The following is a 23,021-nucleotide window of genomic DNA, read 5'->3' as shown; positions in this document are numbered from 1 at the left end:
ACACTCTCCCGTGCCCGAAACACTCCCGACACCCGATCGTGAGGCCGGCCGCGTGGCATCCATCGATCCCGCTGAGCTCGAGATCGCCCTGCGCGTGCTCGACGCCGCCTCGTCGCTCGACAAGAGCGACCCCGCCTACCTCGCGCTGCAGCGCCACACCGGCAAGCTGTACCGGGACGTCAAGCGGCAATCCCGCCGCGACAAGCGGCAGCGCATCGCCGACGCCGACCGCGCGGTCGTCGCGGCCACGGCGACCGGCGCCCCCGACCGCATCGACGACGAGACGCGCGGCATCCCGCTGGCCACGCGCGTCGAGACCCCGTACGCCGGCGAGCTGATCAAGGCGCGCAACTGCTACATCTGCAAAGAGCTGTACACGCTGGTCGACGCGTTCTACCACCAGTTGTGCCCGACCTGCGCAGCCATGAGCCACGCCAAGCGCGACGCGCGCACCGACCTCACCGGCAGGCGCGCGCTCCTGACCGGCGGCCGCGCCAAGATCGGCATGTACATCGCGCTGCGGCTGCTGCGCGACGGTGCCCACACCACGATCACGACACGTTTCCCGCGTGACGCGGTGCGGCGGTTCGCCTCTCTCCCCGACAGTGCGGACTGGCTGCACCGGCTGAAGATCGTCGGCATCGACCTGCGTGACCCGGCCCAGGTGATCGGGCTCGCCGAGTCGGTGGCATCCGAGGGTCCGCTCGACATCCTCATCAACAACGCCGCGCAGACCGTGCGGCGCTCGCCGGGTGCGTACAAACCCCTGGTGGATGCCGAACTCGCGCCGCTTCCCGACGGACCGCTGCCCGAGCTGCTCACCTTCGGCCACACCAATGACGCGCACCCGCTCGCGCTGGCGCAGTCGGTGTCGGCGCACCCGATCCTGGCATCCGCCGCCCGTACCGCGGAGGAGCTCACCGCCGAGGCGATGGCCGCCGGGTCGTCGTCGCTCGAGCGTCTCGCCGCGGGTACCGCGATCGACGCGGGCGGTCTGGTGCCCGATGAGGACCGCATCAACAGCTGGACGCAGCACGTCGACCAAGTGGAGCCCCTCGAGATGCTCGAGGTGCAGCTGGCGAACATGACCGCACCGTTCCTGCTCGTCGGTCGCCTGCGGCCCGCGATGGCGGCGTCGACGGCCCGGCGGAAGTACGTCGTCAACGTCTCGGCGATGGAGGGCGTGTTCGGCCGTGGATACAAGGGTCCCGGCCACCCCCACACCAACATGGCCAAAGCCGCGCTGAACATGCTGACCCGCACGAGCGCCCGCGAGATGTTCGAGACCGACGGCATCCTGATGACCGCCGTCGACACCGGCTGGATCACCGACGAACGCCCCCACTTCACCAAGGTCCGCCTCGCGGAGGAGGGCTTCCACGCCCCGCTCGACCTCGTCGACGGTGCCGCCCGCGTGTACGACCCGATCGTGCGCGGCGAGGCCGGCGAAGACCTCTTCGGCATCTTCCTGAAGGACTACCGCAAGAGCTCCTGGTAAGGCCCCGTCTCCCGCCCCCTGCTCGCCCGCCCGCCCGCCCGCCCGCCCTCCCGCCCGTTGAGTGTCCAAGACACGCCGTATGCGGGGGTGGCGTTGCGGCGTGTCTTGGACACTGAGACCCGGGACGGGGGGCGGGGGCGGGGGCGGGCGAACGCGCGGAGTGATGGACAACTCGATTACCGGGCAGTAACCTGAACTCAGTTACCGACCGATAACCCGATGGAGAGTTGTCATGGGTCAGACCTATCGCGCACTCGTCGATGAGCTGCGGGAGCGCCGCGCGGTCACCGCGGAGGGCGGCCCCGCGAAGGCGCGCGAACGCCACGTCAGCCGCGGCAAGATGCTCGCCCGCGACCGCATCGACGCGCTCCTCGACCGGGGGAGTCCGTTCCTCGAGGTCGCGCCGCTCGCGGCCTACGGGATGTACGGCGGCGACTGCCCCGCCGGAGGCGTCGTCGCGGGAATCGGCCTCGTGCACGGGAGGCACGTCATGGTCCTGGCCAACGACGCCACCGTGAAAGGCGGCACGTACTACCCGATCACCGTGAAGAAGCACCTCCGGGCGCAGGAGGTCGCGGCCGAGAACCGCCTGCCGTGCGTGTATCTGGTCGACTCGGGCGGCGCGTTCCTGCCGATGCAGGACGAGGTGTTCCCCGACCGCGATCACTTCGGCCGCATCTTCTACAACCAGGCGCGCATGTCGCGCGACGGCATCCCGCAGATCGCCGCGGTGCTCGGTTCGTCGACCGCGGGCGGCGCGTACGTGCCGGCGATGAGCGACGAGACGGTGATCGTGCGGAACCAGGGCACGATCTTCCTCGGCGGACCGCCGCTGGTGAAGGCCGCGACCGGCGAGGTCGTGAGCGCCGAAGACCTCGGTGGTGGAACCGTCCACACGCGGGTCTCGGGCGTCACCGACCACCTCGCCGAGAACGACGCGCACGCGCTCCAGATCGTCCGCGACATCGTCGCGACCCTGCCTCCGCCGCGAGCCGTGCCGGTCGAGCCGGCGAGCGAACCCGAGCGCCCCACGGAACAGCTCGAGGACATCGTGCCGGTCGAGCTCACCACTCCGTACGACGCGCGCGAGATCCTCACCCGGATCGTGGATGCCGGCAGCATCCACGAGTTCAAGCGCGAATACGGCGAGACCCTCGTCACCGCGTTCGCCCGCATCGAGGGACACCGCGTCGGCATCGTCGCCAACAACGGTGTGCTCTTCGGCGAGTCGGCGCTCAAGGGCGCCCACTTCATCGAGCTGTGCGACCAGCGCGGCATCCCGCTGGTGTTCCTGCAGAACATCACCGGCTTCATGGTCGGCCGCGAGTACGAGTCGGGCGGCATCGCGAAGCACGGCGCGAAGATGGTCAACGCCGTCGCGTGCGCGTCCGTCCCGAAGCTGACGGTCGTCGTCGGCGGATCCTTCGGCGCCGGCACCTACTCGATGTGCGGTCGGGCGTACTCGCCGCGGTTCCTGTGGCTGTGGCCCGGTGCCCGGGTATCGGTCATGGGCGGTCCGCAGGCGGCATCCGTGCTCTCCACCGTCCGGCGCGACCAGATCGAGGCCGCGGGCGGGGAGTGGTCGGCCGAGGACCAGGCCGCGTTCGAAGCGCCGATCCGCGCGCAGTACGAGGAGCAGGGGAGTCCCTACTACTCGACCGCGCGCCTCTGGGACGACGGCATCATCGAGCCGAGCCAGACCCGTGACGTCCTCGCCCTCGCGCTGGACGTCGTCTCCCGCACCCCCCTCGACGCGCCGGGTTACGGCGTCTTCCGGATGTGAGCGCCATGTTCGACACCGTCCTCATCGCCAACCGCGGCGAGATCGCCTGCCGCATCATCCGCACGCTCCGCCGTCTCGGCATCCGGTCGGTCGCCGTCTACAGCGACGCCGACGCGCACGCGCGTCACGTGCACCTCGCCGACGTCGCGGTGCGCATCGGCCCGTCCGCCGCCGCGCAGAGCTACCTCGACCGGGATGCCGTGATCCGCGCGGCCCTCGCGACGGGCGCGCAGGCCGTGCACCCGGGGTACGGGTTCCTCGCCGAGAACGCGGGGTTCGCCCGGGCATGCGAGGACGCCGGGCTCGTGTTCATCGGTCCGACCCCGGATGCCATCTCGGTCATGGGCGACAAGATCACCGCCAAGCACGCGGTCGAGCAGCGCTCCGTTCCCACCGTCCCGGGGGTCGCCCGCGCCGGGATGACCGACGACGAGCTCGTCGCCGCAGCCGACGGCATCGGGTATCCGTTGCTGATCAAGCCGTCCGCGGGCGGCGGCGGCAAAGGCATGCACGTCGTCGAGGGGGCCGCCGACCTCGTCCCCGGCCTCGCGGCCGCCCGCCGGGAGGCCGCCGCGAGCTTCGGCGACGACACGCTGTTCCTCGAGCGCTACCTCCACCGCCCGCGGCACATCGAGGTGCAGGTGCTCGCGGATGCGCACGGCGGCGTGGTGCACCTCGGTGAACGCGAATGCTCGCTGCAGCGCCGCCACCAGAAGGTCATCGAAGAGGCGCCGTCGCCGCTGCTCGACGCCGAGACCCGGGCCCGCATCGGTGAAGCCGCGTGCGAGACGGCGCGCAGCGTCGGTTACCGCGGCGCCGGGACGGTGGAGTTCATCGTGTCGGCCGACGCCCCCGACGAGTTCTTCTTCATGGAGATGAACACGCGGCTGCAGGTCGAGCACCCGGTCACCGAGGAGATCACGGGCCTCGACCTCGTCGAGCAGCAGCTGCGGATCGCGGCCGGCGAGCCCCTGAGCGTGACACAGGATGCCGTGACCCTGACCGGGCACGCCTTCGAGGCGCGCGTGTACGCCGAGGACCCGGCATCCGGGTTCCTGCCGACGGGCGGGCACGTCTCGCGCGTGGTCCATCCGGCGGGGGAGGGGATCCGCGTCGACACGGCGCTCGAGGACAGCCTCGATGTCTCGATCGACTACGACCCGATGCTCGCGAAGGTCATCGCGTGGGGACCGGACCGGGAGAGCGCCCGGTGTCGGCTCGCCGCAGCGCTCGGCGACACCGCGGTTTTCGGGTTCCCGACGAACGTGGAGTTCCTGCGGGCCCTGATCGCGCTGCCGGATGTCGTCGACGGCACCATGGACACCGGCACGATCGCCCGCGAGGCGGCGGAGCTGACGGCGGCTCCGCTCGACGACCGCGCGTTCGCGGAGGCCGCCCTGCTGCTGGATGCTGTGCCGCGCGACGCGTCCGAGGGCCCGTGGGGCCGCCGCGACGGGTGGCGCCTCGGACCCGCCGCGCCGCGGCGCTACCCGCTCACGGCGGCGGGCGAGGAGCGCGTCGTCGAGGTGAGCGGCCGCGGGAAGACGCTGTCCGCCGACGGGCGGGTCGCGCGGGTGCTGTCGCACACGGACGGGGTGACGGTCGACCTCGACGGCGAGGCCCGGACGTTCGCGGCGGAGGTGGACGCGGACGCGGTGTGGATCGCACATGACGGAGCCGTGCGGCGTTTCGAGACCGCCGGGACGCACCACGGCGCCGACGCGACGACGGACGCCGATCCCCTGCTCGTGTCGCCGATGCCGGGGACCGTGGTGGTGGTGCGCGTCGCCGACGGTGACGAGATCGAGGTCGGCGACGCGGTCGTGGCGGTCGAGGCGATGAAGATGGAGCACGTCGTGCGCTCGACGGTCGCCGGCACGGTCACGCTGCACGCGCGGGTCGGGGACGTCGTGACACGGGGTCAGACGCTCGCGGTGGTGTCGCCGCACGGTCTCGACGACACCCCGGGTGCGGCGGGGCCGGCTCGATCTCCCTGAGCCGAGAGACGCCGCCCCCCGCCCCGGCTCCACCCGCGAAACCCCGAAGGAGTGCCCGATGAACGGCCCCGCTCTGCTCTTCTGCCCCGCCGACCGTCCCGACCGTTACGCGAAGGCGGCGGCGGCCGCCGACACGGTGATCCTCGACCTGGAGGACGCCGTCGCCTCCGCCGACAAAGCGCGGGCGCGCGAGGCGCTCGCCGCGACGCCGCTCGACCCCGACCGCACGATCGTGCGGCTCAACCCCGCAGGGTCGGCCGCCCACGCCCTCGACGTCGCGGCGGTGCGCGCGACCGGATACTCCCGCGTGATGCTCGCGAAGGCCGAGTCGGCGGACGACATCGCGGCCACCTCGGCGTTCGAGGTGGTCGCGCTGTGTGAGACCGCGCGAGGAGTCGTGCGCGCCGCCGAGATCGCCGCGCACCCTGCGACGGTGGGGCTCATGTGGGGCGCGGAGGATCTCATCGCGAGCATGAACGGACGCTCGAGCCGCTTCCCCGACGGGCGCTACCGCGACGTGGCCCGCGCGGCCCGGGCTGCGGTGCTGCTGGCGGCCCACGCCCACGGCCGCGCCGCCATCGACGCCGTGCACCTCGACATCGCCGACATCGACGGGCTCCGCGCCGAGTGCGAGGACGCCGCGGCCTCGGGTTTCACCGCCACCGCCTGCATCCACCCGACGCAGGTGGCCGTGATCCGCGCGGCCTACGCGAGCACCGAGGAGGAGCGGGCGTGGGCGCGGGCAGTCCTCGAGGAGGCGGAGCATCAGCCGGGGGTGTTCCGTTTCCGCGGGCGCATGATCGACGAGCCGGTGCTCCGCCAGGCTCGTGAGATGCTGCGCTGAGGACCCCGCGAGAGGAGCAACGGCGTGACCGCGACATGGAGGGCGACGCAGAAGGCGAATCGCCGCGCCTCGCTGATGCGATCGGCCGCACGGCTGTTCGCCGAGCGCGGGTTCGCGGCGGTCTCGACCGTCGAACTGGGCGAGGCGGTCGGGATGAGCGGCCCGGCACTGTACAACTACTTCCCCAGCAAGGAGGCGCTGCTGGCCGAAGTGCTCGTCGACGCGAGTCGCCGCCTGCTCGATGGATGCCGCGAGCTCGTCGCCGAGCCGGGACCCCCGGCCGAGGTGCTGCGCCGCCTCGTGTACTTCCACCTGGACTTCGCCACCGCCGACCCCGACATCATCCGCATCCAGGATCGCGAGCTCGCGCAGCTGCCCGCCGAGGCGAATCACACCGTCCGCAGTCTGCAGCGCCGGTACGTGCAGCAGTGGGATCAGGTCCTGGCCGCCCTCCGGCCGCAGTTCGACGCCGACGAGCGGCAGACGCGGCTGCTTGGCGCGTTCGGGCTGCTCAACTCGACACCGCATAGCGCGGTCGCCGCCGAGGCGGGGGAGATCCTCGCCGGCATGGCGTTGCGTGCCCTGACGGGTACCGGATCCTGATCAGGCCGGCAGGAAGAACTCCCGCGCGAGCGGGGCGACCTCGATCCCGGATGCCGTCGCGGCGGTGACCCAGCGGAGCTCGGCGATCTCGGCATCCGGGATCGGCCGCTGGTCGCCGATGTCGACGCGGAACACGTCGGCGACCACCGCGAAGCCGGGCTCGTTCGCCGCGGTGGCGGTGAAGGAGCCGAGGGGTTCGAGGGCATCGGGCTCGACCCGCAGGCCGACCTCCTCAGCGAGCTCGCGCGCCAGCGTCTCGGCGGGCGACTCGCCCGGCTCCGGCTTGCCGCCGGGCTGCATGAACGCCGTGGTGCCGGCTTTCCGCACGAGCAGCAGGCGTCCGTCGGCGTCGGTGATGACCGCGGCCGAGACGTGGATGAGGCGCGGGGCAGTGGCATCCGGGATCACCCCCGCACGCTAGCACCGCCGTGTTCCACGCCACCGCGCCCGGGCGTGGCACGGGACACCCGGGGGCGGCGCCGTCCCGTTCAGAGCGTGCCGCGACGGATGCCGGTGACGATCGGACGCGTCGACGCCAGGGCTGTGGCGACGAGAGCGAAGCCGGCGGCGAAGGTTCCCGCGATGGTCGCGACCGACAGCGGTGCGACGACGACGCTCATACCGACGACCGGGAACGCCAGCACCGCGCCGACAGCGGCTCCGCCCACCGCCGCCCACCGCAGGGGGACCATGACGGTCAGACGGCGCGCCCGGCGCAGTTCGGAGTCCGGGATGCCCAGGCGGTCGAGCCCCACGATGAGCTCGCGGTCCTCGAGCGCCGCCGAGGCCTGCGTCACACCGACGGCGCACGCGAGGAGGACGAACGCGATCCCGAGGGTCACGAGCACGCCGGTCCGGATGTCTGCGAGCATCGGCTCCGCGTCGCCGGCCGGGCCGGCCAGAGCCAGTCCGCACCCCGCGACGACGGCGATGAACGACACGAGCGCCATGCCCGAGACGCGGCGCCATGCCGGACCGGGGTGAGCAGCGAGCTCCCGGCCGGCGATCAGGCGCGCGGCGGTGCGGGCGTGACGCGCCATCGCGCGGCCGCGGGCCGCCACGATCGGAGCGCCGATCAGGTTCAACAGACCCAGCGCTCCGGCGAACAGCGCGAGCAGCACGGCCGTCGACACGGCGTTGCCGAAGGCCTCGCCCACGACTCCGACGTTGGACACGGCGACCGCGACGAGCAGGATCAGGATGCCGCCCACGGCCAGCAGCCGCAGACGCTTCGGCGGCGTCGCACTGCGCGTGCGCACGCCGAGGGGAGTGACGGTCACCCGGCGCAGACCGGCCGCCGCGCTGACGGCGGCGATGACCACCACCGCGACCACGACCGCGGCGATCAGGACGGGGTGGGCGGCGACGGCCGCGACACCGATCGGGCCGCCGAAGAACGGCAGCAGTCCCACAGCCGGAAGCACCGCCCCGTAGAGCGCGATGCCCGTCATGGCACCGGCGGCGGCGGTGAGCGTCGCCTCCGTGACCGTGAGCATCCAGATCTCGCCCGTGCTCGCGCCCAGGAGACGCAGCGTCGCGAGGCGGTCGTTGCGGCGCCGACTCGACAGTCGCGCGGCCGCGGCGCCGAGGGTCGCCAGCGGAACGGAGAGCAGAAGGAGGGCGAGCACGGCGAGGGTGCCGTACAAGCCGCCCGCGATCGCCCGCGGGTCGACGAGGAACATCCGCGCGCCGCCGGCGACGACCAGAAGCAGCGTGGTCGTCACCGCGAAGGCGACGACCGGCAGCACGATCGCGGCCCGCCCCTGCGTGCTCGGTCGCGACAGCATGCGGGCGAGGGGAAGGACGGCGCTCATCGCGCCGCCTCCCCGCTCGCCGCAGCCGGAGCCGGGACCACCGCGTCGTCCACGATCCGCCCGTCGCGGAGGCGGACGATGCGCGAGCAGCGTCGAGCGACGTCGGGGTCGTGCGTGACCATGACGAGCGTGCGTCCCTGCCCCGTGGTCGCGTTCAGCAGCGCTGAGAGCACCTCCGACGATGTCGCGGAGTCCAGCGCCCCCGTCGGCTCGTCGGCGAAGACGATCGGTGCCCCCGTGACCTGGGCGCGGGCGATCGCGACCCGTTGCGCCTGTCCGCCCGAGAGTTGGCCGATCCGGCGCTGCTCCAGCCCGGCGAGGCCCAGCGCCGCGAGCCACGCGGCCGCGTGCCGCTCGGCATCCTGCCTCCGCTGTCCTTGCAGAAGCAGGGGGAGTGCGGCGTTCTCGACCGCGGTCAGTTCGGGCAGCAGCAGGTGCTCTTGGAACACGAAACCCAGCACGGTGCGCCGGATTCGCGCCCGTTCGCCCTCGTCGAGCCCGGCGAGTTCGCGCGGTTCGGCGTCGGGTGCCCGCAGCACGACGGAGCCGCCGTCGGGCGGGAGGATCGCGGCGAGACAGTGCAGCAACGTCGTCTTGCCCGAACCGGAGGCGCCCATCACGGCGACCGACTCACCGGCGCGGATGGTCAGCGACACCTCGTCGAGGGCGCGGAGCTCGCCGTACTGCTTGATCAGGCCGGATGCGGAAAGGACAGGAGGGGTGGAGGTGGACATGTCTCCATCCCAGTCCGCAGTGGCATCCGGATCGTCCGTCCGGGGGTGTATCCGGGTCCGCCTGGAGGACGATCCCGGCTCTCCCGTCGTGCGGAGATCGATCGCGAAGCGCCGGCCCTGCCCCGCCGGTACGGGGTGTCGGCCACGAACTCCGCGGGGCGGCACCGCGAAAAAGGGTGCCGCAGCCCGCGGTGCCTACCGCGGGCGCGCGGTGTCGTCGTCGACCGGCGTCCCGTACGAGGCCACGACGCGCGCGAGATACCGGGCGATGACCTCCTGCTCGTCGTCGGTGAAGTCGTCGAGCACGGCGTCCACGGCCGCGATCATCGGCGCCAGTCTGCTCATCGCGCGCTGCACCGACGCCTCGGTCGGTACCACGAGCAGACTGCGACGGTCGGTCGGGTGGGGAGCCCGGGTCACGTGGCCCAGTGCCACGAGACGGTCGATGGCGGCGGTGGTCGCCGCGGTTGTCAGGTCGAGCCGTCGCGAGAGCTCGCCCGGGGAGAGCGGGCCCGACATGACCAGGTGGCCCATGGCGTCCAGTCCGGTGGGGTTGACGGAGAGTTCCTGCTGCAGCGACTTCTCGAACTCGGCGCCGGCGCTGAAGAGCGCACGTACGAGCGCCGTCGCGGGCCGCACGGGCGGGACTCCGGCCGCGGGAGGCGGAGGGGAATCCGTCGCGTCCATGACTGGCATCCTACGTCCGGATAGGAGTACCTTTCTCGTATCTCGATTTTCGAGATACTTTAGAATCTAGTGAAAGACGGCGATGAACGGCTTCCTGCGCTTCCTGACCTCGGCCCGTACCTCCTGGATCGTGCTCGTCGTCGCCTTCGCGGGCGTCGCGGCCCTGTTCGCTCTGGGGTCGGGCGCCGAGTCCGAGACGGCACCGGACTCGGGCCTGCCCGACTCCGCCGAATCGGTCCAGGTCGAGAAGATCCTCGAGAGCTTCCCGGATGCCGACACCACCTCGGCTCTGCTCGTCTTCGCGTCCGAGGACGGCGAGGCCCTTCCGCCCGAGACCGTGGCCGCCATCCAGCAGAAGGCGTTCGGCGACCTCGTCGATCTCACCCCGGACGGTTTCATCCCCCCGCCGCAGGTCTCCGAGGACGGCACGGTCGCGCTCCTCGTGGTGCCCCTGACGCCCGAAGAGGACGTCGCGGCGCAGAGCGAGCGGGCCGACGAGATCCGCGCGCTCGCCGCCGACGGGCTCGACGACGTCGTCACCTACCTCACCGGGCCCGAGGGATTCGAGGTCGACATCGCCGCGGTGTTCGACGGCGCGGACTTCACGCTGCTGCTGACCACCGTGATCGTCGTCGCCGTACTGCTGCTGATCACCTACCGCAGCCCGTGGCTGTGGCTCGTTCCGCTCGTGGTGATCGGCACCGCCGACGCGTCGGCGGGCATCGTGGCCCGGCGCATCGCCGCGCTCGCGGGAGTCCAACTGGATGCCTCGATCACCGGCATCCTGTCCGTACTCGTGTTCGGCGCGGGGACGAACTACGCACTCCTGCTCATCGCCCGATACCGTGACGAACTGCGCCTCGCCGAGGATCGCCGCGAGGCCATGCGGCGCGCGGTGCGCGGGGCGGGACCGGCGATCATCGCGAGCGGATCGACCGTCGCCCTGGCCCTCGCGACGCTGCTCCTCGGCGAGCTGTCGGGCAACCGCGCCCTCGGTCTCGCATGCGCCATCGGCGTCGTCGTCGCCATGGCGTTCGCGCTGCTGGTGCTGCCCGCCGCGCTCGTGCTGTTCGGTCGGTGGCTGTTCTGGCCGTACGTTCCCCGCTTCGGTTCGCCGGATGCCGTCGCCCGGAGCCCGTGGGGGAAGCTCGGACGCGCCGTCTCGAAGCGTCCCGTCGTCGTCGCCCTGACCGGCGCGGTGGTGCTCGGTGCGCTCGCGAGCGGTCTGTTCTTCGTGCAGACCGGGCTCTCGCAGAACGACCGGTTCCTGCAGAAGCCCGACGCCGTGAAGGGCCAGGAGGTGCTCGCCGAGGCGTTCTCGGCGGGCGCGACGTCCCCGGCCACGGTCATGGCGCCGGTCGCCGACGCCCAGGCGGTGGTCGAGGCGGCCGGGAATATCGAGGGCGTCGACTCGGCCCGCGTCGTCGAAGAGACGAGCGACTGGACGCGCATCGACGTCACCCTCACCGCGTCGGCCGAGACGCCGGAGGCCTTCGCCACGATCGAGCGGCTGCGCGCCGACCTCGACTCCGTCGGCTCCGGTCAGACCCTCGTCGGGGGCCTCGACGCGCAGGCCCTCGACGTGACGGGAGCGCAGGAACGCGATCAGGCCCTGATCATCCCACTGATCCTCGTGCTGGTGTTCCTCGTGCTCGTGATCCTGTTGCGCGCGCTGCTCGCACCGGTGCTGCTGCTGATCGCCGTCGTCGCGAGCTTCTTCTCCGCGGTCGGCGCCGCCTGGTGGCTCTTCCAGACGCCGCTGTTCGGCTTCCCCGCCATCGACACGAACGTGCTGCTGTTCAGCTTCCTGTTCCTCGTCGCCTTGGGTGTGGACTACAGCATCTTCCTCGTCACCCGCGCGCAGGAGGAGACCCGCACCCTCGGCACGACGAACGGCATGATCCGCGCGCTCGCCGCGACCGGCGCGGTCATCACGAGCGCCGGCATCCTGCTCGCCGCCGTGTTCGCCGTGCTCGGGGTGCTGCCCCTCATCACGCTCACCCAGATCGGCGTGATCGTGTGCATCGGTGTCCTCATCGACACCCTCCTGGTGCGCACGGTCATCGTCCCCGCGATGGCGTTCATCGCGGGCGACCGGTTCTGGTGGCCGCGCAAGCCGAAGGTGACGGATGCCGAGGCCGCCAGCGCGGCCGCGTCCGAGGTCCCGGCCACACGCGCCGACCGCCGCCATCGCGCGACGGTCTCCTGAATCCTCCGGGCCGGGGGGACGCCCCCAACTCCCTCCCGGCCCGGAGCCTTCGTCAGGTGAAGGCGATGAGCCCCGCCTGTGCCGCCGCGACGATGATCTGCACGCGATCGCGGACACCCCACTTCGTCATGATGCGTCCCAGGTAGGCCTTCACCGTGCCCTCCGAGACGAGCAGCTCGGTCGCGATCTCGGCGTTGGACATCCCCGGGCGAGACACCGCAGGACGTCGTCCTCCCGATCCGTCAGCGGCTCGAGGGGACGCGCTTCGACCGGTGCCCGGTGGTCACGGTCACGGACGTGCTCGATGAGCAGTGCCGCGATCCGCGGGGAGAGAGACGTGGTGCCCTCGCGCACCCGACGCACGCCCTCGACGATCTCGTGCGCGGGCGAGTCCTTCAGGAGGTATCCCGAGGCGCCCGCATGCAGCATCGGGAGCACGGTGTCCACCGTGTCGAAGGTCGTCACCGCGAGCACGCGCACGTCCGGCCAACGCTCGGCGATCTGCGCCGTCGCGTCGATCCCATCCATCCGCGGCATCCGGACGTCCATCACGACCACGTCCGGGCCGTGACGTCCGACCTGGTCGAGCGCATCCCGTCCGTCCTCCGCCTCGGCGACGACGATCATGTCCGGTTCGCGACCAAGGAAGTGCGACAGGGCCGCGCGGACCAGAGGGTCGTCGTCGACCAGCAGCACCCGGATCTCGGCCATGCCGTGAGCCTACCCAGCCGGCACCCTGGACTTTCGGCCAACGATCTGGACGATCGTCCACTGTGCGCGCCCGCCGCCGCCGGGAGCATCGATGGGGGGTACGACGCGGAACAGGAGGCGATCAGATGGTGATGCCGTTCGGGATCTGGGATTCCCTCTGCCGTTTGCTCGGTCTCTGTTCCTGACGCGTGCCCCCGGGTATCGGGTGCCACGGGGGCACGCGCGTCACAATGGATCGGTGTCCACAGGTGAGGAAGCGTTCGTCGCACGCATCCGTCCGGTGTGGCGCGTCGCCTCGCCGTTGACGCGCGTCGAGACGACCGCGTTCATCATCCTGCTGCTCGCCGGCCTCGCGCTGGGCGTGGTTTCGATGGTGGCCGCCGACGACGACGGCGCCGCCGGTGCGCTGTTCGAACTGGTCGTCACGGCCTTATTCGCGCTGTACCTGTGGTCGGCCGTCGCCGGCACCGCCGCGCTCGGGGCGGCCCTGGTGCTGTCCTTCCCGGCCGGGCTCCCCCAGCAGACCCTCCTCGCCTTCGCCATCGCGGCGTTGTGCGTCGTCCGCCTCGGCGCGGGGACGCTCGTGCTCGCATACGCCGCCGCCCTGATCGTGGCGACCGTCGCGCTCGCGAACGAGGCGGCATCCGGCGTCGCCATGACCCTCGGGTTCGTGACCGTCGCGACGGTGCTCGGCGGCATCGGTCTTCTGCTGCGCCTCGCTCACGCCCGCGGCGAACATCTCGACGCGCAGCTGCTCCGCTCGCGAGAGCGCGAGAGAGAGGCCGCCGCTCTCGAGCGCCGTCGTCTCGCCGGCGATCTGCACGACGGGATCGCGCACGACCTGACCGTGATCGCTCTCCACGCTCAACTCCTCGACGACGAGGACCAGGCCGTTCGCCGAACCGCCCAGACGGCGATCGGCATCACGGCGCGCAACGCCCTCGGCGACCTGCGCTATCTCATCGAGATCGCCGCCGACGGTGCGCCCTCGACACCCGGTTTCTCGCCCGATCCCGCCGCCGCGGTGCGGGAGGCGGCCGAGACTCTCACCGCCGCCGGCTACCGCGTCGAGGTCGACGCCGCGCCGTTGCCACGCGCACCCCGGCGCGTCGGGGTCGTGTTCGCGCGCGTCCTGCGCGAATGCGCGACCAACGTGTTGAAGCACTCCGGGACCGGTGTGGTGGCCGTGACGGTGCGAGCCGACGACGATCGCGCAGAGCTGACCGTGCGCAACGCCCTCCCCGACGTGCGTCGCGACGACCTGCCGTCGACGGGGACGGGCGTCGGTCGCATGGCCGGTCTCGTCCGCGAGCTGGGCGGTGAGCTGGATGCCGGGCAAGTGGGCGATCAGTGGGTCGTCCGTGCCCGGGTCCCCCTCTCCTGACGTCCCGTTCCATCCCGCTGCCGTCGACGAACCCTGGCCGGAGGTCGGGTGCGACCTGGCCGGAGGGGCATGACGCGAGCCCCCGCCCGCGGCATAGCGTCGGCGCGCGGGCGGAACCGCTCGCTGTCGACGCAAGCGCAGGGAGACGGAATGAACAAGAAGAAACTCGCGGCCTGGGTCGCGAAAGCGGCCCTGGTCCTGACGGCGGTCATCGCGCCGCCCGCCGCGACCGCATCGGCCTCCGACGAACTCACCGACGAGCAGATCGTGCTGGGGCTGGTGTTCGGCGTGGGGGACTTCGCCGATCGCATCGGAACCACCGCGGATGTTCAGCCGAGCGGGGAGCAGGATGCCGCGGAAGCCGCCGCCGTGTACGAGCGGTCGAGCCGGGAGGTCACGAGCGAGTTACTGGCCACCTCGCCCGAACTGGGGACGGCACTGGATCAGATCCGGGCCGGCGATCCGACGTTGACGGAGGAGGCGTTCGCCACGATCGGCGACGTCCTGGACGAATACGCCGCGACGCAGGTCGCGGCGAGCGAGGCCGCCGCCGCCGCCGACCCCGACCAGATGCAGGCGCTCTCGCCCTGCGGTGTCGCGGTCGTCTGCTGGGCCTACGCGGCAGCGGCGGTCCACAACACCGTCGTCGTCACGGGCGCCGCCGCGGTCGTGGTCGCCGCCGCGCTGTGGTGCGGAGCATGGGCCTGGTGCGGCAACAGCGTCGCACCCACCTCGGAGAAGTCGCAGCTGATGCGCGAGCAGTTCGCCGTCGACGTGACGCGCGCCGTCGCGGTCGACTGAGGGAGTCGAATCGCATGACATCGACGACGCAGGGCCGAGAGCGGGACGCGCGCACGGGGATGTCGCATCTCCTCGCGGTCACCGGCCTGGTCTCGGTCCTGCTCGTCGGGTGCGTCCTCGCCTGGCTTCCCGTCGGCGAGCTGCTGCCCACCACCGTGCAATCGCAGGTGCGCTCGGTGCAGTCGATCGCGCCGCAGGGCTGGGCGTTCTTCACCAAGTCGCCGCGCGGCTCCGTCCCGCTCGCCTACCGCTGGGACGGTGGCGAGTGGGTCTCCGCCGATCGCGGCCCGAACGCGCAGCTGCGGTGGGCGTTCGGTCTCAACCGCGAGTCCCGTTTGACGGAGTTCGATGTGCAGGCCGCGCTCGCCGAGGTCGACGAGTCCTGGTGGCAGGACTGCCCTCGTGACCGGGGGGATGCGCACTGCTTGAGCGCGACCGCCCCGCGCGCCGTGGCATCCGTCGGTCACGATCTCCGATTGTGCGGCGAGGTCGGGATCGTGCGACGGGAGCCGGTGCCGTGGGCGTATCGGGAGTACATCGAGAGGTCCGCCGGGCAGTCCCTCCGGCTCACCGTCGCCTGTGAGGAGATCCCGTGAACATCGCGACCTTCCCCGCACGCACCCGCGACGCGATCGGCGTCGCTCTCCACGGCCCCGTGCGTTCGATCAGCGACGCACTGCGGCGCCTGGACCGCGGCATCCGCGAGGTGACCCCCTTCACGCCCGTGCTCGGCGCGGCCCGTTCCCTCCTGGCCCTGGCGACGCTCCTCACGATCGTGTTCACCCCTCACGATCAGCTGTTCTTCCGGAGCGCGACATACCCCGACGGGGTCACCTGCGACCGGATGTTCTCGGCGATCTCCCTGTTCTGCGTCTGGAGAGGGGAGACCGCCGGGATCGCCGTCGCGGTCGCGGTGGTCGTGCTGGCCGCCGTCGTCTCGGGCTACCTGCCCGCGGTGACCGCTCTGCCGCACTGGTGGGTCGCGTGGAGCTTCAACCTGTCGAGTCCCATCCCCGACGGGGGCGATCAGGTGTCCGCGGTGCTGACGCTGCTGCTCGTTCCGATCCTGCTGCTGGACCGCCGTCGGCACCACTGGAGGCTCGACCGCGGGTATGCGTCGCGTCGGCCGGTGGTCAAGGTCGTCGCCTACACGGCGCTCGTGCTGTGTGCGGTCCAGGTGTGCGTCATCTACTTCCACGCCGCCGTGGGGAAGTTCGCCGTGGAGGAATGGGCCAACGGCACCGTCCTCTGGTACTGGTTCCAGGATCCCACCTTCGCTCCCGCCGAACCGCTGCGAACGGTGATGCTCGGCGTCGTCGGGACGGCGGTCGGGGGCGCGATCCTGGCGTACGGCTCGCTCCTGGTCGAGCTGCTGTTGGCCTTCGCGCTCGTCGCGGGCCCGCGCTATCGTGCCGTGATGCTCGTCGTGGGTGCCCTCTTCCACCTCGGTATCGCGATCTGCTTCGGGTTGTGGTCGTTCTCGACCACGATGCTCGCGGCGCTCCTGCTGTACCTCGTGCGGCCCTCGCTCGTCCCGTTCGCCGAGGCGCCCGCGGGGGCGGAGACGCCGGCCTCGTCCCACGACCGTCCTCCCGTCCCCGCCCCGTGAAAGGTGACCCGATGCGAACCCTGGCTCGTCGCCCCTTCAACGCCCCGCTGCGGGCCATGCTGTTCGTCGGCCCGGCCGTGATCCTGCTCGTGGGCGTGCTCAACGTCGACACCCCCGCCGGAGCGATCGTCGCCCTCCTCGCCGTCGTGCTCCTGGTCGTGGTCACGTTCTTCTCCGGGGTGCTCCTGCGTGCCGGTGTGAAGGGGGTGTCGTTCTCCCTCGTCCCGTTCTGGGGACGACGCCTGCGGTGGGAGCAGCTCGCGCGCGTGGATGTCGAGGAGGTCCGCCCCTTCGAGGACTTCGGGGGCTGGGGCATCAAGGGCAGTCAGCGTCGGCACGGGATCCTCCTCAGCGCCGGCGAGACCCGCACCGTGCGGTTGACGACGACCGACGGGCGCCGCTACCTCGTCGGGCTCGGCGACGGGGCGGAGGCGGCGGTCCACGCGCTCCGCGAGTCCGCGCCGCCCTCCGCCCGCGTCGAGTTCACGGCATGACCACGAGACCGGAGCCCTCCGTCACAACCGCGACAGGTGCGCCTGCGCGAGGATCTCGGCCTTGGGACGGTCGTTCGCCGCGAGCGCGAGCCACGTCTCCACGACGGTGTCGGGGTTCAGCGACAGCGACTGGATGCCGCGCGCCACGAGCCACTCGGCGAAGTCGGGGTGATCGCTCGGGCCTTGCCCGCAGATGCCGACGTACTTGCCCTGGCGCCGGCAGGCGTCGATCGCCATCCCCAGCAGGTGGAGGACGGCCGGGTCGCGCTCGTCGAACGCGGATGCCATGAGCGCCGAGTCGCGATCCAGGCCCAGGGTGAGCTGGGTCATGTCGTTGGAGCCGATCGAGAAGCCGTCGAAGTGGTCGAGGAAGCGTTCGGCGAGGATCGCGTTGGCGGGCAGCTCGCACATCATGATGATGCGCAGTCCGTTCTCGCCGCGGCGCAGTCCGTTGCTCGCGAGCAGGTCGATCACCGCGGCGGCCTCCGCAACGGTACGGACGAAGGGCACCATGATCTGAACGTTCGTGAGGCCCATGTCGTCCCGCACGCGACGCAGCGCCTCGCACTCCATGTCGAAGCACGCCCGGAACTCGGGGGAGACGTAGCGCGCTGCTCCGCGGTACCCCAGCATGGGGTTCTCCTCCTCGGGCTCGTACAGCGTCCCCCCGATGAGGCCCGCATACTCGTTCGACTTGAAGTCCGACAGACGGACGATCACGGGCTCCGGCGCGAACGCGGCGGCGATCATCGACACGCCCTCGGCGACACGCTGGATGAAGTACTCCTCGGGTGAGGGGTATGCGGCGATGCGCGCGCGGATGTCCCGCGCGAGCTCCCCATCGAGGCGCTCGAGTTCGAGGAGGGCTCGCGGATGGATGCCGATCTGCCGATTGATGATGAACTCCAGGCGTGCCAGGCCGACCCCGGAGTTGGGCAGACGCGAGAAGGCGAAGGCCTGGTCCGGGGTTCCGACGTTCATCATCAGTTTGACCGGGGCGGCCGGCATCCGATCCAGCTCCGTGGTCTCCTCGGCGAAGGCCAGGATGCCGTCGTAGACGAGACCGTCGTCGCCCTCGGCGCACGAGACGGTGACCTCCTGACCGTCCGTGAGCGCGCGCGTGGCGACGCCGGTTCCGACCACGGCGGGGATCCCGAGCTCGCGGGCGATGATCGCGGCGTGGCAGGTACGTCCGCCGCGGTCGGTGACGATCGCCGAGGCGCGCTTCATGATGGGCTCCCAGTCGGGATCCGTCATGTCGGCCACGAGCACGTCGCCGTGCGCGAAATCGGCCATCTGGTCGATGGAGTCGAGCACTCGCACGCGCCCCGCGCCGATGCGCTGTCCGATCGCGCGGCCCTCGACGAGGACCGCTCCGCGCTCGGCGAGGACGAATCGGCGCAGGACGTTGGCCGACTGCCGCGACACGACGGTCTCGGGGCGCGCCTGCAGGACGTAGAGCTGCCCGTCGATGCCGTCCTTGCTCCACTCGATGTCCATCGGGCGGCCGTAGTGCTCCTCGATCACGAGGGCGATCCGGCCGAGCTCCTCGACCTCCGCGTCGGTGAGGGAGAAGCGCGCGCGGTCGGCGGCATCCACTTCGACGAAGGCGGTGCTCCCGTCCACGTGCCGGCCGTCGGTGTAGCGCATCGCGATGGCTTTCTCTCCGACGGAGCGCTTGAGGATCGCGGGACGTCCGGCCCGCAGGGACGGCTTGTACGCGTAGAACTCGTCCGGGTTCACGGCGCCTTGCACCACGGCCTCGCCGAGGCCGTAGGAACTGGTGATGAACACCGCCTCGTCGAAGCCGGACTCGGTGTCGAGGGTGAACATCACGCCGGACGCGCCGATGTCGGACCGGACCATCCGCTGCACGCCGGCGGAGAGCGCGACCTCGTGGTGGTCGAAGCCGTGGTGCGCCCGGTAGGCGATCGCGCGATCGTTGTAGAGCGAGGCGAAGACGCGTCGGATCGCCTGCAGGATGTTGTCGATGCCGCCGATGTTGAGGAAGGTCTCCTGCTGCCCCGCGAACGAGGCATCCGGGAGATCCTCGGCCGTGGCGCTGGAGCGCACGGCCCAGGTGACCGCGCCCGGGTCCGCTTCATCGGCGACGAGGGCGGCGTAGGCGGACCGGATGTCGGCCTCGAGGTCGGCGGGGAACGGCTGATCCTCGATCCAGGCGCGGACACGGGATCCGAGCTGGGCGAGGGCGGCGACGTCGTCGACGTCGATGCCCTCCACGGCGGAGCGGATGCGCGCGGCGAGAGCGTTCTCGGCGAGGAACCGCGTGAACGCGCCCGAGGTCGTCGCGAATCCCGGAGGGACGCGGACACCGGCGGAGGCCAGATGAGAGACCATCTCGCCGAGAGAGGCGTTCTTGCCGCCGACCTGGGTGAGGTCGCCCATGCCGATCTCGTCGAATCGCAGGATGTTGGTCATGTGAGGGGCCTTTCGTGGGGTCGGTCCCGCAGGCTCATGGACTGCAGGATCACGGCGGACATCTCCTCGACGCTCCGGGTGGCGGAGCTGAGGAACGGGATGTGGGTGCGTCGGTACAGGTCTTCGGCCCGGCGGATCTCGAGGGTGCACTGCGCGAGGCTGGCGTAGGTCGAGTGCGGGCGGCGCTCGTGGCGGACCTGGCTGAGGCGCAGAGCCGTGGTGGTCAGGCCGAAGCAGCGGGCGGCGTGCGGCGCGACGATGCGCGGCAGGCCGTCGGTGGGGAAGTCGTCGTCGGTGAGCGGGTAGTTGGCCACCAGCAGCCCGTAGTGCAGGGCGAGGTACATCGTGGTCGGGGTCTTCCCGCAGCGTGAGGGCGCGATGATGATGACGTCGGCGTTGGCCAGGTCGCGATCGCTCTGGCCGTCGTCGTGCTCGATGGCGAACTCCACGGCGCGCATGCGGCGGAAGTACTGTTCGAGGTCCCCGAGCCCGTGGTACTGACCGGCGCGGGTCTCGGCGGTCGCGCCGAGTTCGGCCTCGAGCTCGGTCAGGTGGCCGGCCAGCAGGTCGATGACGACCGCTCCCGCTCGGGCGAGGCGGGACCGGATGCCGGCGTCCTTGATCGTGGCGAACACGATCGGCGCCGCGCCGGCCGCCGCGGCGCGCCGGAGGTCGGCTTCGAGCGCGTCGACGGCGTTCGTGCCGGAGACGAAGGGGATCGTGCGCCGCTCGAAACGCGCGCCGGGGAAGTTCGCGAGGAGCGCGCTGCCGAGCGTCTCGGCGGTGATCCCGGTGCTGTCGGACACGAAGAACACCGAACGCGCGGTGCTGGCGTGCGCGATGGTGTCATCGAAAGTCGGCGGCATGCGTCGACGTTAGGGGGGAGAAACGCCGATTTGTTGACCAGTATGAACGAAAGAAGCGTCGAATTTTCTTCGGTGGTAAGCGCGACAGGGCCGACCCCTCGGGCTCGACGACCGATCCCGACCCGGTGACGGCGTCGGCGGTGGGCTGGGCGGTGCCGTGGCCGAGGCGGTCGCGCGCCACGCTCGCCGACACCGAGGAGGTGGTGGGGCCGACCCCCTGATCGGGGATATCTCGACGTCGGGGCACACGGAGGGCGCTCAGCCGCCGGGGAATAGACTGGATGCCATCGACTCCGTCTCACCGGGACACTCCGTGACCACTCCTTCTTCTGTGCGCTCCTTCGACGTGCGCCACGTTCAGTTGGCGCGCGCGCTCTTCGCCGCCCTGGCCGCCGTCATGGTCACGTTCTCGTCGGATCACTCCGCAGCGGTCGGGGGCAGCGTGTTCAGCGGGTTCGCGCTCGCGACGGCGCTGGTCCTCGCGCTGTCGGCGTGGCTCGTCTACGGCCGTGGCCAACGGGCGACGCCGTTGCTCCTCGCGGTCGTGACGGGTCTCGCCGGTCTGGCGGCGAGCATCGGTGCGTGGCGGACCACGACGTTCTTCTTCGGCGTCGTCATCGTGTGGGCCACGCTGTCAGGAGTCATCGAGACGATCGGCGCGGTGCGCGACCGTCGCGCCGGCGGGTCGGCGTCGCTCGCGCGGGACGGTGTCACCGTCGGCATCCTCACGCTCGCTCTCGTCATCGGATTCCTCGCGACCAGCCCGGCGTTCTCGTACGACTACACCATCGAGGGCGCGGGGACCTTCACCCTCACCGGGATCACCATCGCCGTCGGCATCTTCGGCGGCTACGCGGCGATCATCGCCGTGTACCTGGCGATCGCCGGTTTCTCGCCCCGCGGCCCCGAGCCGGTTCCGGCCGCACCCGCCGAGGAGGCCGCACCATGACCGACGACAAGCCCACCCGCCGCGATCTCATGAAGCCCGTCCAGCTCATCGGGCTCGCGTTCATCGCCGCCGTGTTCGCCGGCGTCGTGACCCTGGTCTCGATGGGGGCCTTCCAGGCCCGCCCGGCCGAAGAGATCCAGCGCGCCATCGTCATCGGCCTCATCGCCGCGGGTGTGACCTTCATCGTCGTCCTCGTGAGCGTCGCGCTCCTGCTGCTCGCCGTCGACCCGTCGCAGGTCGCGAAGCAGGTCGATCGACCGCTGCTCGTCCCGCAGGAGGACGAAACGCCCGCCACGGATGCCGAGCGCCCCGACGACGCGCCCGAGGCGCCCCGCTCCTGACGCCGGTCGCCGCCTCGCGGGTCTCTTGCCTGTGCCGTTCGGCGGAGTCCGTCCCTGACGCGCTGGTGGTGGATGCCGTGGTCCGGCGTGTCGCGGACGTTCTCCGCACGACGGCGCGCTGTGTGCGGCTCCGGTCTGAGACGCCGGTGGGATGTCAGGCCCGCGGGTCGATCATGGTCATGCCCGCCGGCGCCGCGGTGTCCATGCGTGGCAGCAGGTCGGCGGCCTCGGAGAGCCCGATCACCCGCTGCACGAGGTCGTGCGGGCGCAGCGCCCCGCGTGCGATGAGGTCCAGCATCTCGGGGTAGTCGGCGGCGGCCATCCCGTGGCTGCCGAGGAGGTCGAGCTCCCACGCGATGACACGCGCCATCGGCATCGGCGTCTGGCCGTCCGCGGTGGGCAGCAGCCCGATCTGCACATGCCGGCCGCGGCGACGCAGGCTCAGCACGGCGTCACGCGCCGTCTGCGCGCTGCCGACGGCGTCGATCGACACGTGGCTCCCACCGTCGGTGTGAGCGGCGACGGATGCCGGCACGTCGGCGCCGTCGGCGAGGATCGTGTGCTCAGCGCCGAGACGGCGGGCCACCTCGAGTGCTGCGGGCGTCCGGTCGATCGCGATGACGCGCGCCCCCAGGGCGGCGGCGATCATCACGACGCTCAACCCCACGCCCCCGGCCCCCACGACGGTGACCCACTCGCCGGCGCGCACGCGCGCGCGGCCGGTGAGGGCTCGATAGGCGGTGGCGAAGCGGCATCCGAGGGCCGCCGCCGCCTCGAACGAGACCCCGTCGGGGATGCCGACGAGGTTGGTGTCTGCGGCGCGCACGACGACGCGTTCGGCGAACGAGCCCCACTGCGTGAAGCCCGGCTGTTCCTGGCGCGGGCACACCTGGGCGTTGCCGCCGCGGCACCATTCGCAGGCGCCGCACCCCATGACGAACGGCACGGTGACCCGATCGCCGACCGCCCAGTCCTCCACGCCCGCCCCGACCTCGGCGACGACGCCGGCGAGTTCGTGCCCGGGCACGTGGGGGAGGGCGATGTCGTCGTGCCCCGCCCACGCGTGCCAGTCGCTCTTGCACAGTCCGGTCGCGTGCACCTCGACCACGACCCCGCCTTCGGGAGCCGTCGGCGCCGGCACCTCCCGCACCTCGAGGGGTCCGGCCAGGGCGTCCATGATCATCGCGCGCACGGCATCCATTCTCCCGTCCGTGCCGACACGGACGACGGCACCGGCACCGGGCCGGCGCCGACCCGG

Annotated in this window: 22 protein-coding genes; 13 read left to right on the top strand and 9 right to left on the bottom strand. The window is 71.6% G+C overall.

Going from position 1 to position 23,021, the window contains the following annotated elements; translation table 11 throughout:
* The first annotated feature begins 10 nt into the window (after positions 1-10).
* The 5 genes from LL239_RS02525 (at position 11) to LL239_RS02505 (ending at position 6,725) form a co-directional block, all read left to right on the top strand.
* Complete coding sequence (locus tag LL239_RS02525; protein ID WP_228161864.1) at positions 11-1,498, top strand: SDR family oxidoreductase; 1,488 nt, start codon at positions 11-13, stop codon at positions 1,496-1,498.
* A gap of 232 nt (positions 1,499-1,730) precedes the next feature.
* A complete protein-coding gene (locus LL239_RS02520) occupies positions 1,731-3,281 on the top strand; it encodes a carboxyl transferase domain-containing protein (RefSeq protein WP_228161863.1) in 1,551 nt (516 codons plus the stop codon).
* Between the two features lie 5 nt (positions 3,282-3,286).
* Entirely contained in the window at positions 3,287-5,278 is a 1,992-nt protein-coding gene (locus tag LL239_RS02515) for an ATP-binding protein (RefSeq protein WP_228161862.1), read from the top strand.
* 58 nt (positions 5,279-5,336) lie between these two features.
* Positions 5,337-6,122: an HpcH/HpaI aldolase/citrate lyase family protein gene (locus tag LL239_RS02510; protein WP_228161861.1), complete on the top strand. Its 786-nt coding sequence runs from the start codon at positions 5,337-5,339 to the stop codon at positions 6,120-6,122.
* Positions 6,123-6,146: 24 nt separating this feature from the next.
* Complete coding sequence (locus tag LL239_RS02505; RefSeq protein WP_228161860.1) at positions 6,147-6,725, top strand: TetR/AcrR family transcriptional regulator; 579 nt, start codon at positions 6,147-6,149, stop codon at positions 6,723-6,725.
* On the opposite strand, the gene LL239_RS02500 is transcribed toward LL239_RS02505, so the two are convergent.
* The 4 genes from LL239_RS02500 to LL239_RS02485 all read right to left on the bottom strand — a co-directional run bounded on the left by LL239_RS02500 (position 6,726) and on the right by LL239_RS02485 (position 9,960).
* Positions 6,726-7,133 carry an NUDIX hydrolase gene (locus tag LL239_RS02500; protein ID WP_228161859.1) on the bottom strand — a complete coding sequence of 136 codons (408 nt, stop codon included), beginning with the start codon at positions 7,131-7,133 and terminating at the stop codon, positions 6,726-6,728. It abuts the gene before it with no gap.
* 80 nt (positions 7,134-7,213) lie between these two features.
* Positions 7,214-8,539 carry a permease gene (locus LL239_RS02495; RefSeq protein ID WP_228161858.1) on the bottom strand — a complete coding sequence of 442 codons (1,326 nt, stop codon included), beginning with the start codon at positions 8,537-8,539 and terminating at the stop codon, positions 7,214-7,216.
* The gene (locus LL239_RS02490; protein ID WP_228161857.1) at positions 8,536-9,273 is read right to left on the bottom strand and encodes an ABC transporter ATP-binding protein; all 738 of its coding nucleotides are present in this window, start codon (positions 9,271-9,273) and stop codon (positions 8,536-8,538) included. Before LL239_RS02490 ends, LL239_RS02495 begins: the two co-directional genes overlap by 4 nt.
* Before the next feature lie 195 nt (positions 9,274-9,468).
* Complete coding sequence (locus LL239_RS02485; protein WP_228161856.1) at positions 9,469-9,960, bottom strand: MarR family winged helix-turn-helix transcriptional regulator; 492 nt, start codon at positions 9,958-9,960, stop codon at positions 9,469-9,471.
* Between the two features lie 82 nt (positions 9,961-10,042).
* Here LL239_RS02485 and LL239_RS02480 point away from each other — a divergent pair, with 82 nt between their 5' ends.
* A complete protein-coding gene (locus LL239_RS02480) occupies positions 10,043-12,169 on the top strand; it encodes an MMPL family transporter (RefSeq protein ID WP_228161855.1) in 2,127 nt (708 codons plus the stop codon).
* Between the two features lie 52 nt (positions 12,170-12,221).
* Here the strand turns inward: LL239_RS02480 and LL239_RS02475 are convergent, their stop codons facing one another.
* Together LL239_RS02475 and LL239_RS02470 are read right to left on the bottom strand one after the other, a co-directional pair.
* Entirely contained in the window at positions 12,222-12,371 is a 150-nt protein-coding gene (locus tag LL239_RS02475) for a response regulator transcription factor (RefSeq protein WP_228161854.1), read from the bottom strand.
* Complete coding sequence (locus LL239_RS02470) at positions 12,320-12,880, bottom strand: response regulator (RefSeq protein WP_228161853.1); 561 nt, start codon at positions 12,878-12,880, stop codon at positions 12,320-12,322. Before LL239_RS02470 ends, LL239_RS02475 begins: the two co-directional genes overlap by 52 nt.
* A gap of 238 nt (positions 12,881-13,118) precedes the next feature.
* Here LL239_RS02470 and LL239_RS17955 point away from each other — a divergent pair, with 238 nt between their 5' ends.
* The 5 genes from LL239_RS17955 to LL239_RS02445 all read left to right on the top strand — a co-directional run bounded on the left by LL239_RS17955 (position 13,119) and on the right by LL239_RS02445 (position 17,168).
* Positions 13,119-14,264 (top strand): sensor histidine kinase, encoded by a 1,146-nt coding sequence (locus tag LL239_RS17955; protein ID WP_228161852.1) that lies wholly within the window; start codon positions 13,119-13,121, stop codon positions 14,262-14,264.
* A gap of 150 nt (positions 14,265-14,414) precedes the next feature.
* On the top strand, positions 14,415-15,065 hold the full coding sequence (locus LL239_RS02460) for a hypothetical protein (RefSeq protein WP_228161851.1): 651 nt from the start codon (positions 14,415-14,417) through the stop codon (positions 15,063-15,065).
* A 14-nt stretch (positions 15,066-15,079) separates the two neighbouring features.
* Complete coding sequence (locus LL239_RS02455) at positions 15,080-15,661, top strand: SdpA family antimicrobial peptide system protein (protein ID WP_228161850.1); 582 nt, start codon at positions 15,080-15,082, stop codon at positions 15,659-15,661.
* The gene (locus tag LL239_RS02450) at positions 15,658-16,674 is read left to right on the top strand and encodes a sporulation-delaying protein SdpB family protein (RefSeq protein ID WP_228161849.1); all 1,017 of its coding nucleotides are present in this window, start codon (positions 15,658-15,660) and stop codon (positions 16,672-16,674) included. The genes LL239_RS02455 and LL239_RS02450 overlap by 4 nt, the downstream gene beginning before the upstream one ends.
* An 11-nt stretch (positions 16,675-16,685) precedes the next feature.
* The gene (locus LL239_RS02445) at positions 16,686-17,168 is read left to right on the top strand and encodes a hypothetical protein (protein WP_228161848.1); all 483 of its coding nucleotides are present in this window, start codon (positions 16,686-16,688) and stop codon (positions 17,166-17,168) included.
* A 21-nt stretch (positions 17,169-17,189) separates the two neighbouring features.
* Here LL239_RS02445 and ppsA read toward each other — a convergent pair whose 3' ends face one another.
* On the bottom strand, positions 17,190-19,607 hold the full coding sequence (gene ppsA, locus LL239_RS02440) for a phosphoenolpyruvate synthase (RefSeq protein WP_228161846.1): 2,418 nt from the start codon (positions 19,605-19,607) through the stop codon (positions 17,190-17,192).
* Positions 19,604-20,473 (bottom strand): pyruvate, water dikinase regulatory protein, encoded by an 870-nt coding sequence (locus tag LL239_RS02435; RefSeq protein WP_228161844.1) that lies wholly within the window; start codon positions 20,471-20,473, stop codon positions 19,604-19,606. Before LL239_RS02435 ends, ppsA begins: the two co-directional genes overlap by 4 nt.
* A 313-nt stretch (positions 20,474-20,786) precedes the next feature.
* Here LL239_RS02435 and LL239_RS02430 point away from each other — a divergent pair, with 313 nt between their 5' ends.
* Complete coding sequence (locus tag LL239_RS02430) at positions 20,787-21,422, top strand: acyl-CoA synthetase (protein ID WP_228161843.1); 636 nt, start codon at positions 20,787-20,789, stop codon at positions 21,420-21,422.
* Positions 21,419-21,763, top strand: a complete 345-nt coding sequence (locus LL239_RS02425) for an amino acid transporter (protein ID WP_228161842.1) — start codon at positions 21,419-21,421, stop codon at positions 21,761-21,763. The genes LL239_RS02430 and LL239_RS02425 overlap by 4 nt, the downstream gene beginning before the upstream one ends.
* A 154-nt stretch (positions 21,764-21,917) precedes the next feature.
* Here LL239_RS02425 and LL239_RS02420 read toward each other — a convergent pair whose 3' ends face one another.
* On the bottom strand, positions 21,918-22,955 hold the full coding sequence (locus tag LL239_RS02420) for a zinc-binding dehydrogenase (RefSeq protein WP_228161889.1): 1,038 nt from the start codon (positions 22,953-22,955) through the stop codon (positions 21,918-21,920).
* Positions 22,956-23,021: the final 66 nt, after the last annotated feature.

Origin of the sequence: Microbacterium testaceum (assembly GCF_020781835.1) — a bacterium.
In the GTDB taxonomy this organism is placed as follows: Bacteria; Actinomycetota; Actinomycetes; order Actinomycetales; family Microbacteriaceae; genus Microbacterium; species Microbacterium testaceum_H.
Note: the sequence above shows the minus strand (reverse complement) of the source record. Positions and strands in the feature narration are given on the sequence as shown.

Bases quoted from the DNA above. Each gene is read 5' to 3' on its own strand.
- LL239_RS02445 (WP_228161848.1), top strand. From the start codon at position 16,686: ATGCGAACCCTGGCTCGTCGCCCCTTCAACGCCCCGCTGCGGGCCATG.
- LL239_RS02455 (WP_228161850.1), top strand. From the start codon at position 15,080: ATGACATCGACGACGCAGGGCCGAGAGCGGGACGCGCGCACGGGGATG.
- LL239_RS02485 (WP_228161856.1), bottom strand. From the start codon at position 9,960: ATGGACGCGACGGATTCCCCTCCGCCTCCCGCGGCCGGAGTCCCGCCC.
- LL239_RS02460 (WP_228161851.1), top strand. From the start codon at position 14,415: ATGAACAAGAAGAAACTCGCGGCCTGGGTCGCGAAAGCGGCCCTGGTC.
- ppsA (WP_228161846.1), bottom strand. From the start codon at position 19,607: ATGACCAACATCCTGCGATTCGACGAGATCGGCATGGGCGACCTCACC.
- LL239_RS02470 (WP_228161853.1), bottom strand. From the start codon at position 12,880: ATGGCCGAGATCCGGGTGCTGCTGGTCGACGACGACCCTCTGGTCCGC.
- LL239_RS02490 (WP_228161857.1), bottom strand. From the start codon at position 9,273: ATGTCCACCTCCACCCCTCCTGTCCTTTCCGCATCCGGCCTGATCAAG.
- LL239_RS02520 (WP_228161863.1), top strand. From the start codon at position 1,731: ATGGGTCAGACCTATCGCGCACTCGTCGATGAGCTGCGGGAGCGCCGC.
- LL239_RS02475 (WP_228161854.1), bottom strand. From the start codon at position 12,371: ATGTCCAACGCCGAGATCGCGACCGAGCTGCTCGTCTCGGAGGGCACG.
- LL239_RS02425 (WP_228161842.1), top strand. From the start codon at position 21,419: ATGACCGACGACAAGCCCACCCGCCGCGATCTCATGAAGCCCGTCCAG.
- LL239_RS02495 (WP_228161858.1), bottom strand. From the start codon at position 8,539: ATGAGCGCCGTCCTTCCCCTCGCCCGCATGCTGTCGCGACCGAGCACG.
- LL239_RS02510 (WP_228161861.1), top strand. From the start codon at position 5,337: ATGAACGGCCCCGCTCTGCTCTTCTGCCCCGCCGACCGTCCCGACCGT.
- LL239_RS02435 (WP_228161844.1), bottom strand. From the start codon at position 20,473: ATGCCGCCGACTTTCGATGACACCATCGCGCACGCCAGCACCGCGCGT.
- LL239_RS02515 (WP_228161862.1), top strand. From the start codon at position 3,287: ATGTTCGACACCGTCCTCATCGCCAACCGCGGCGAGATCGCCTGCCGC.
- LL239_RS02480 (WP_228161855.1), top strand. From the start codon at position 10,043: ATGAACGGCTTCCTGCGCTTCCTGACCTCGGCCCGTACCTCCTGGATC.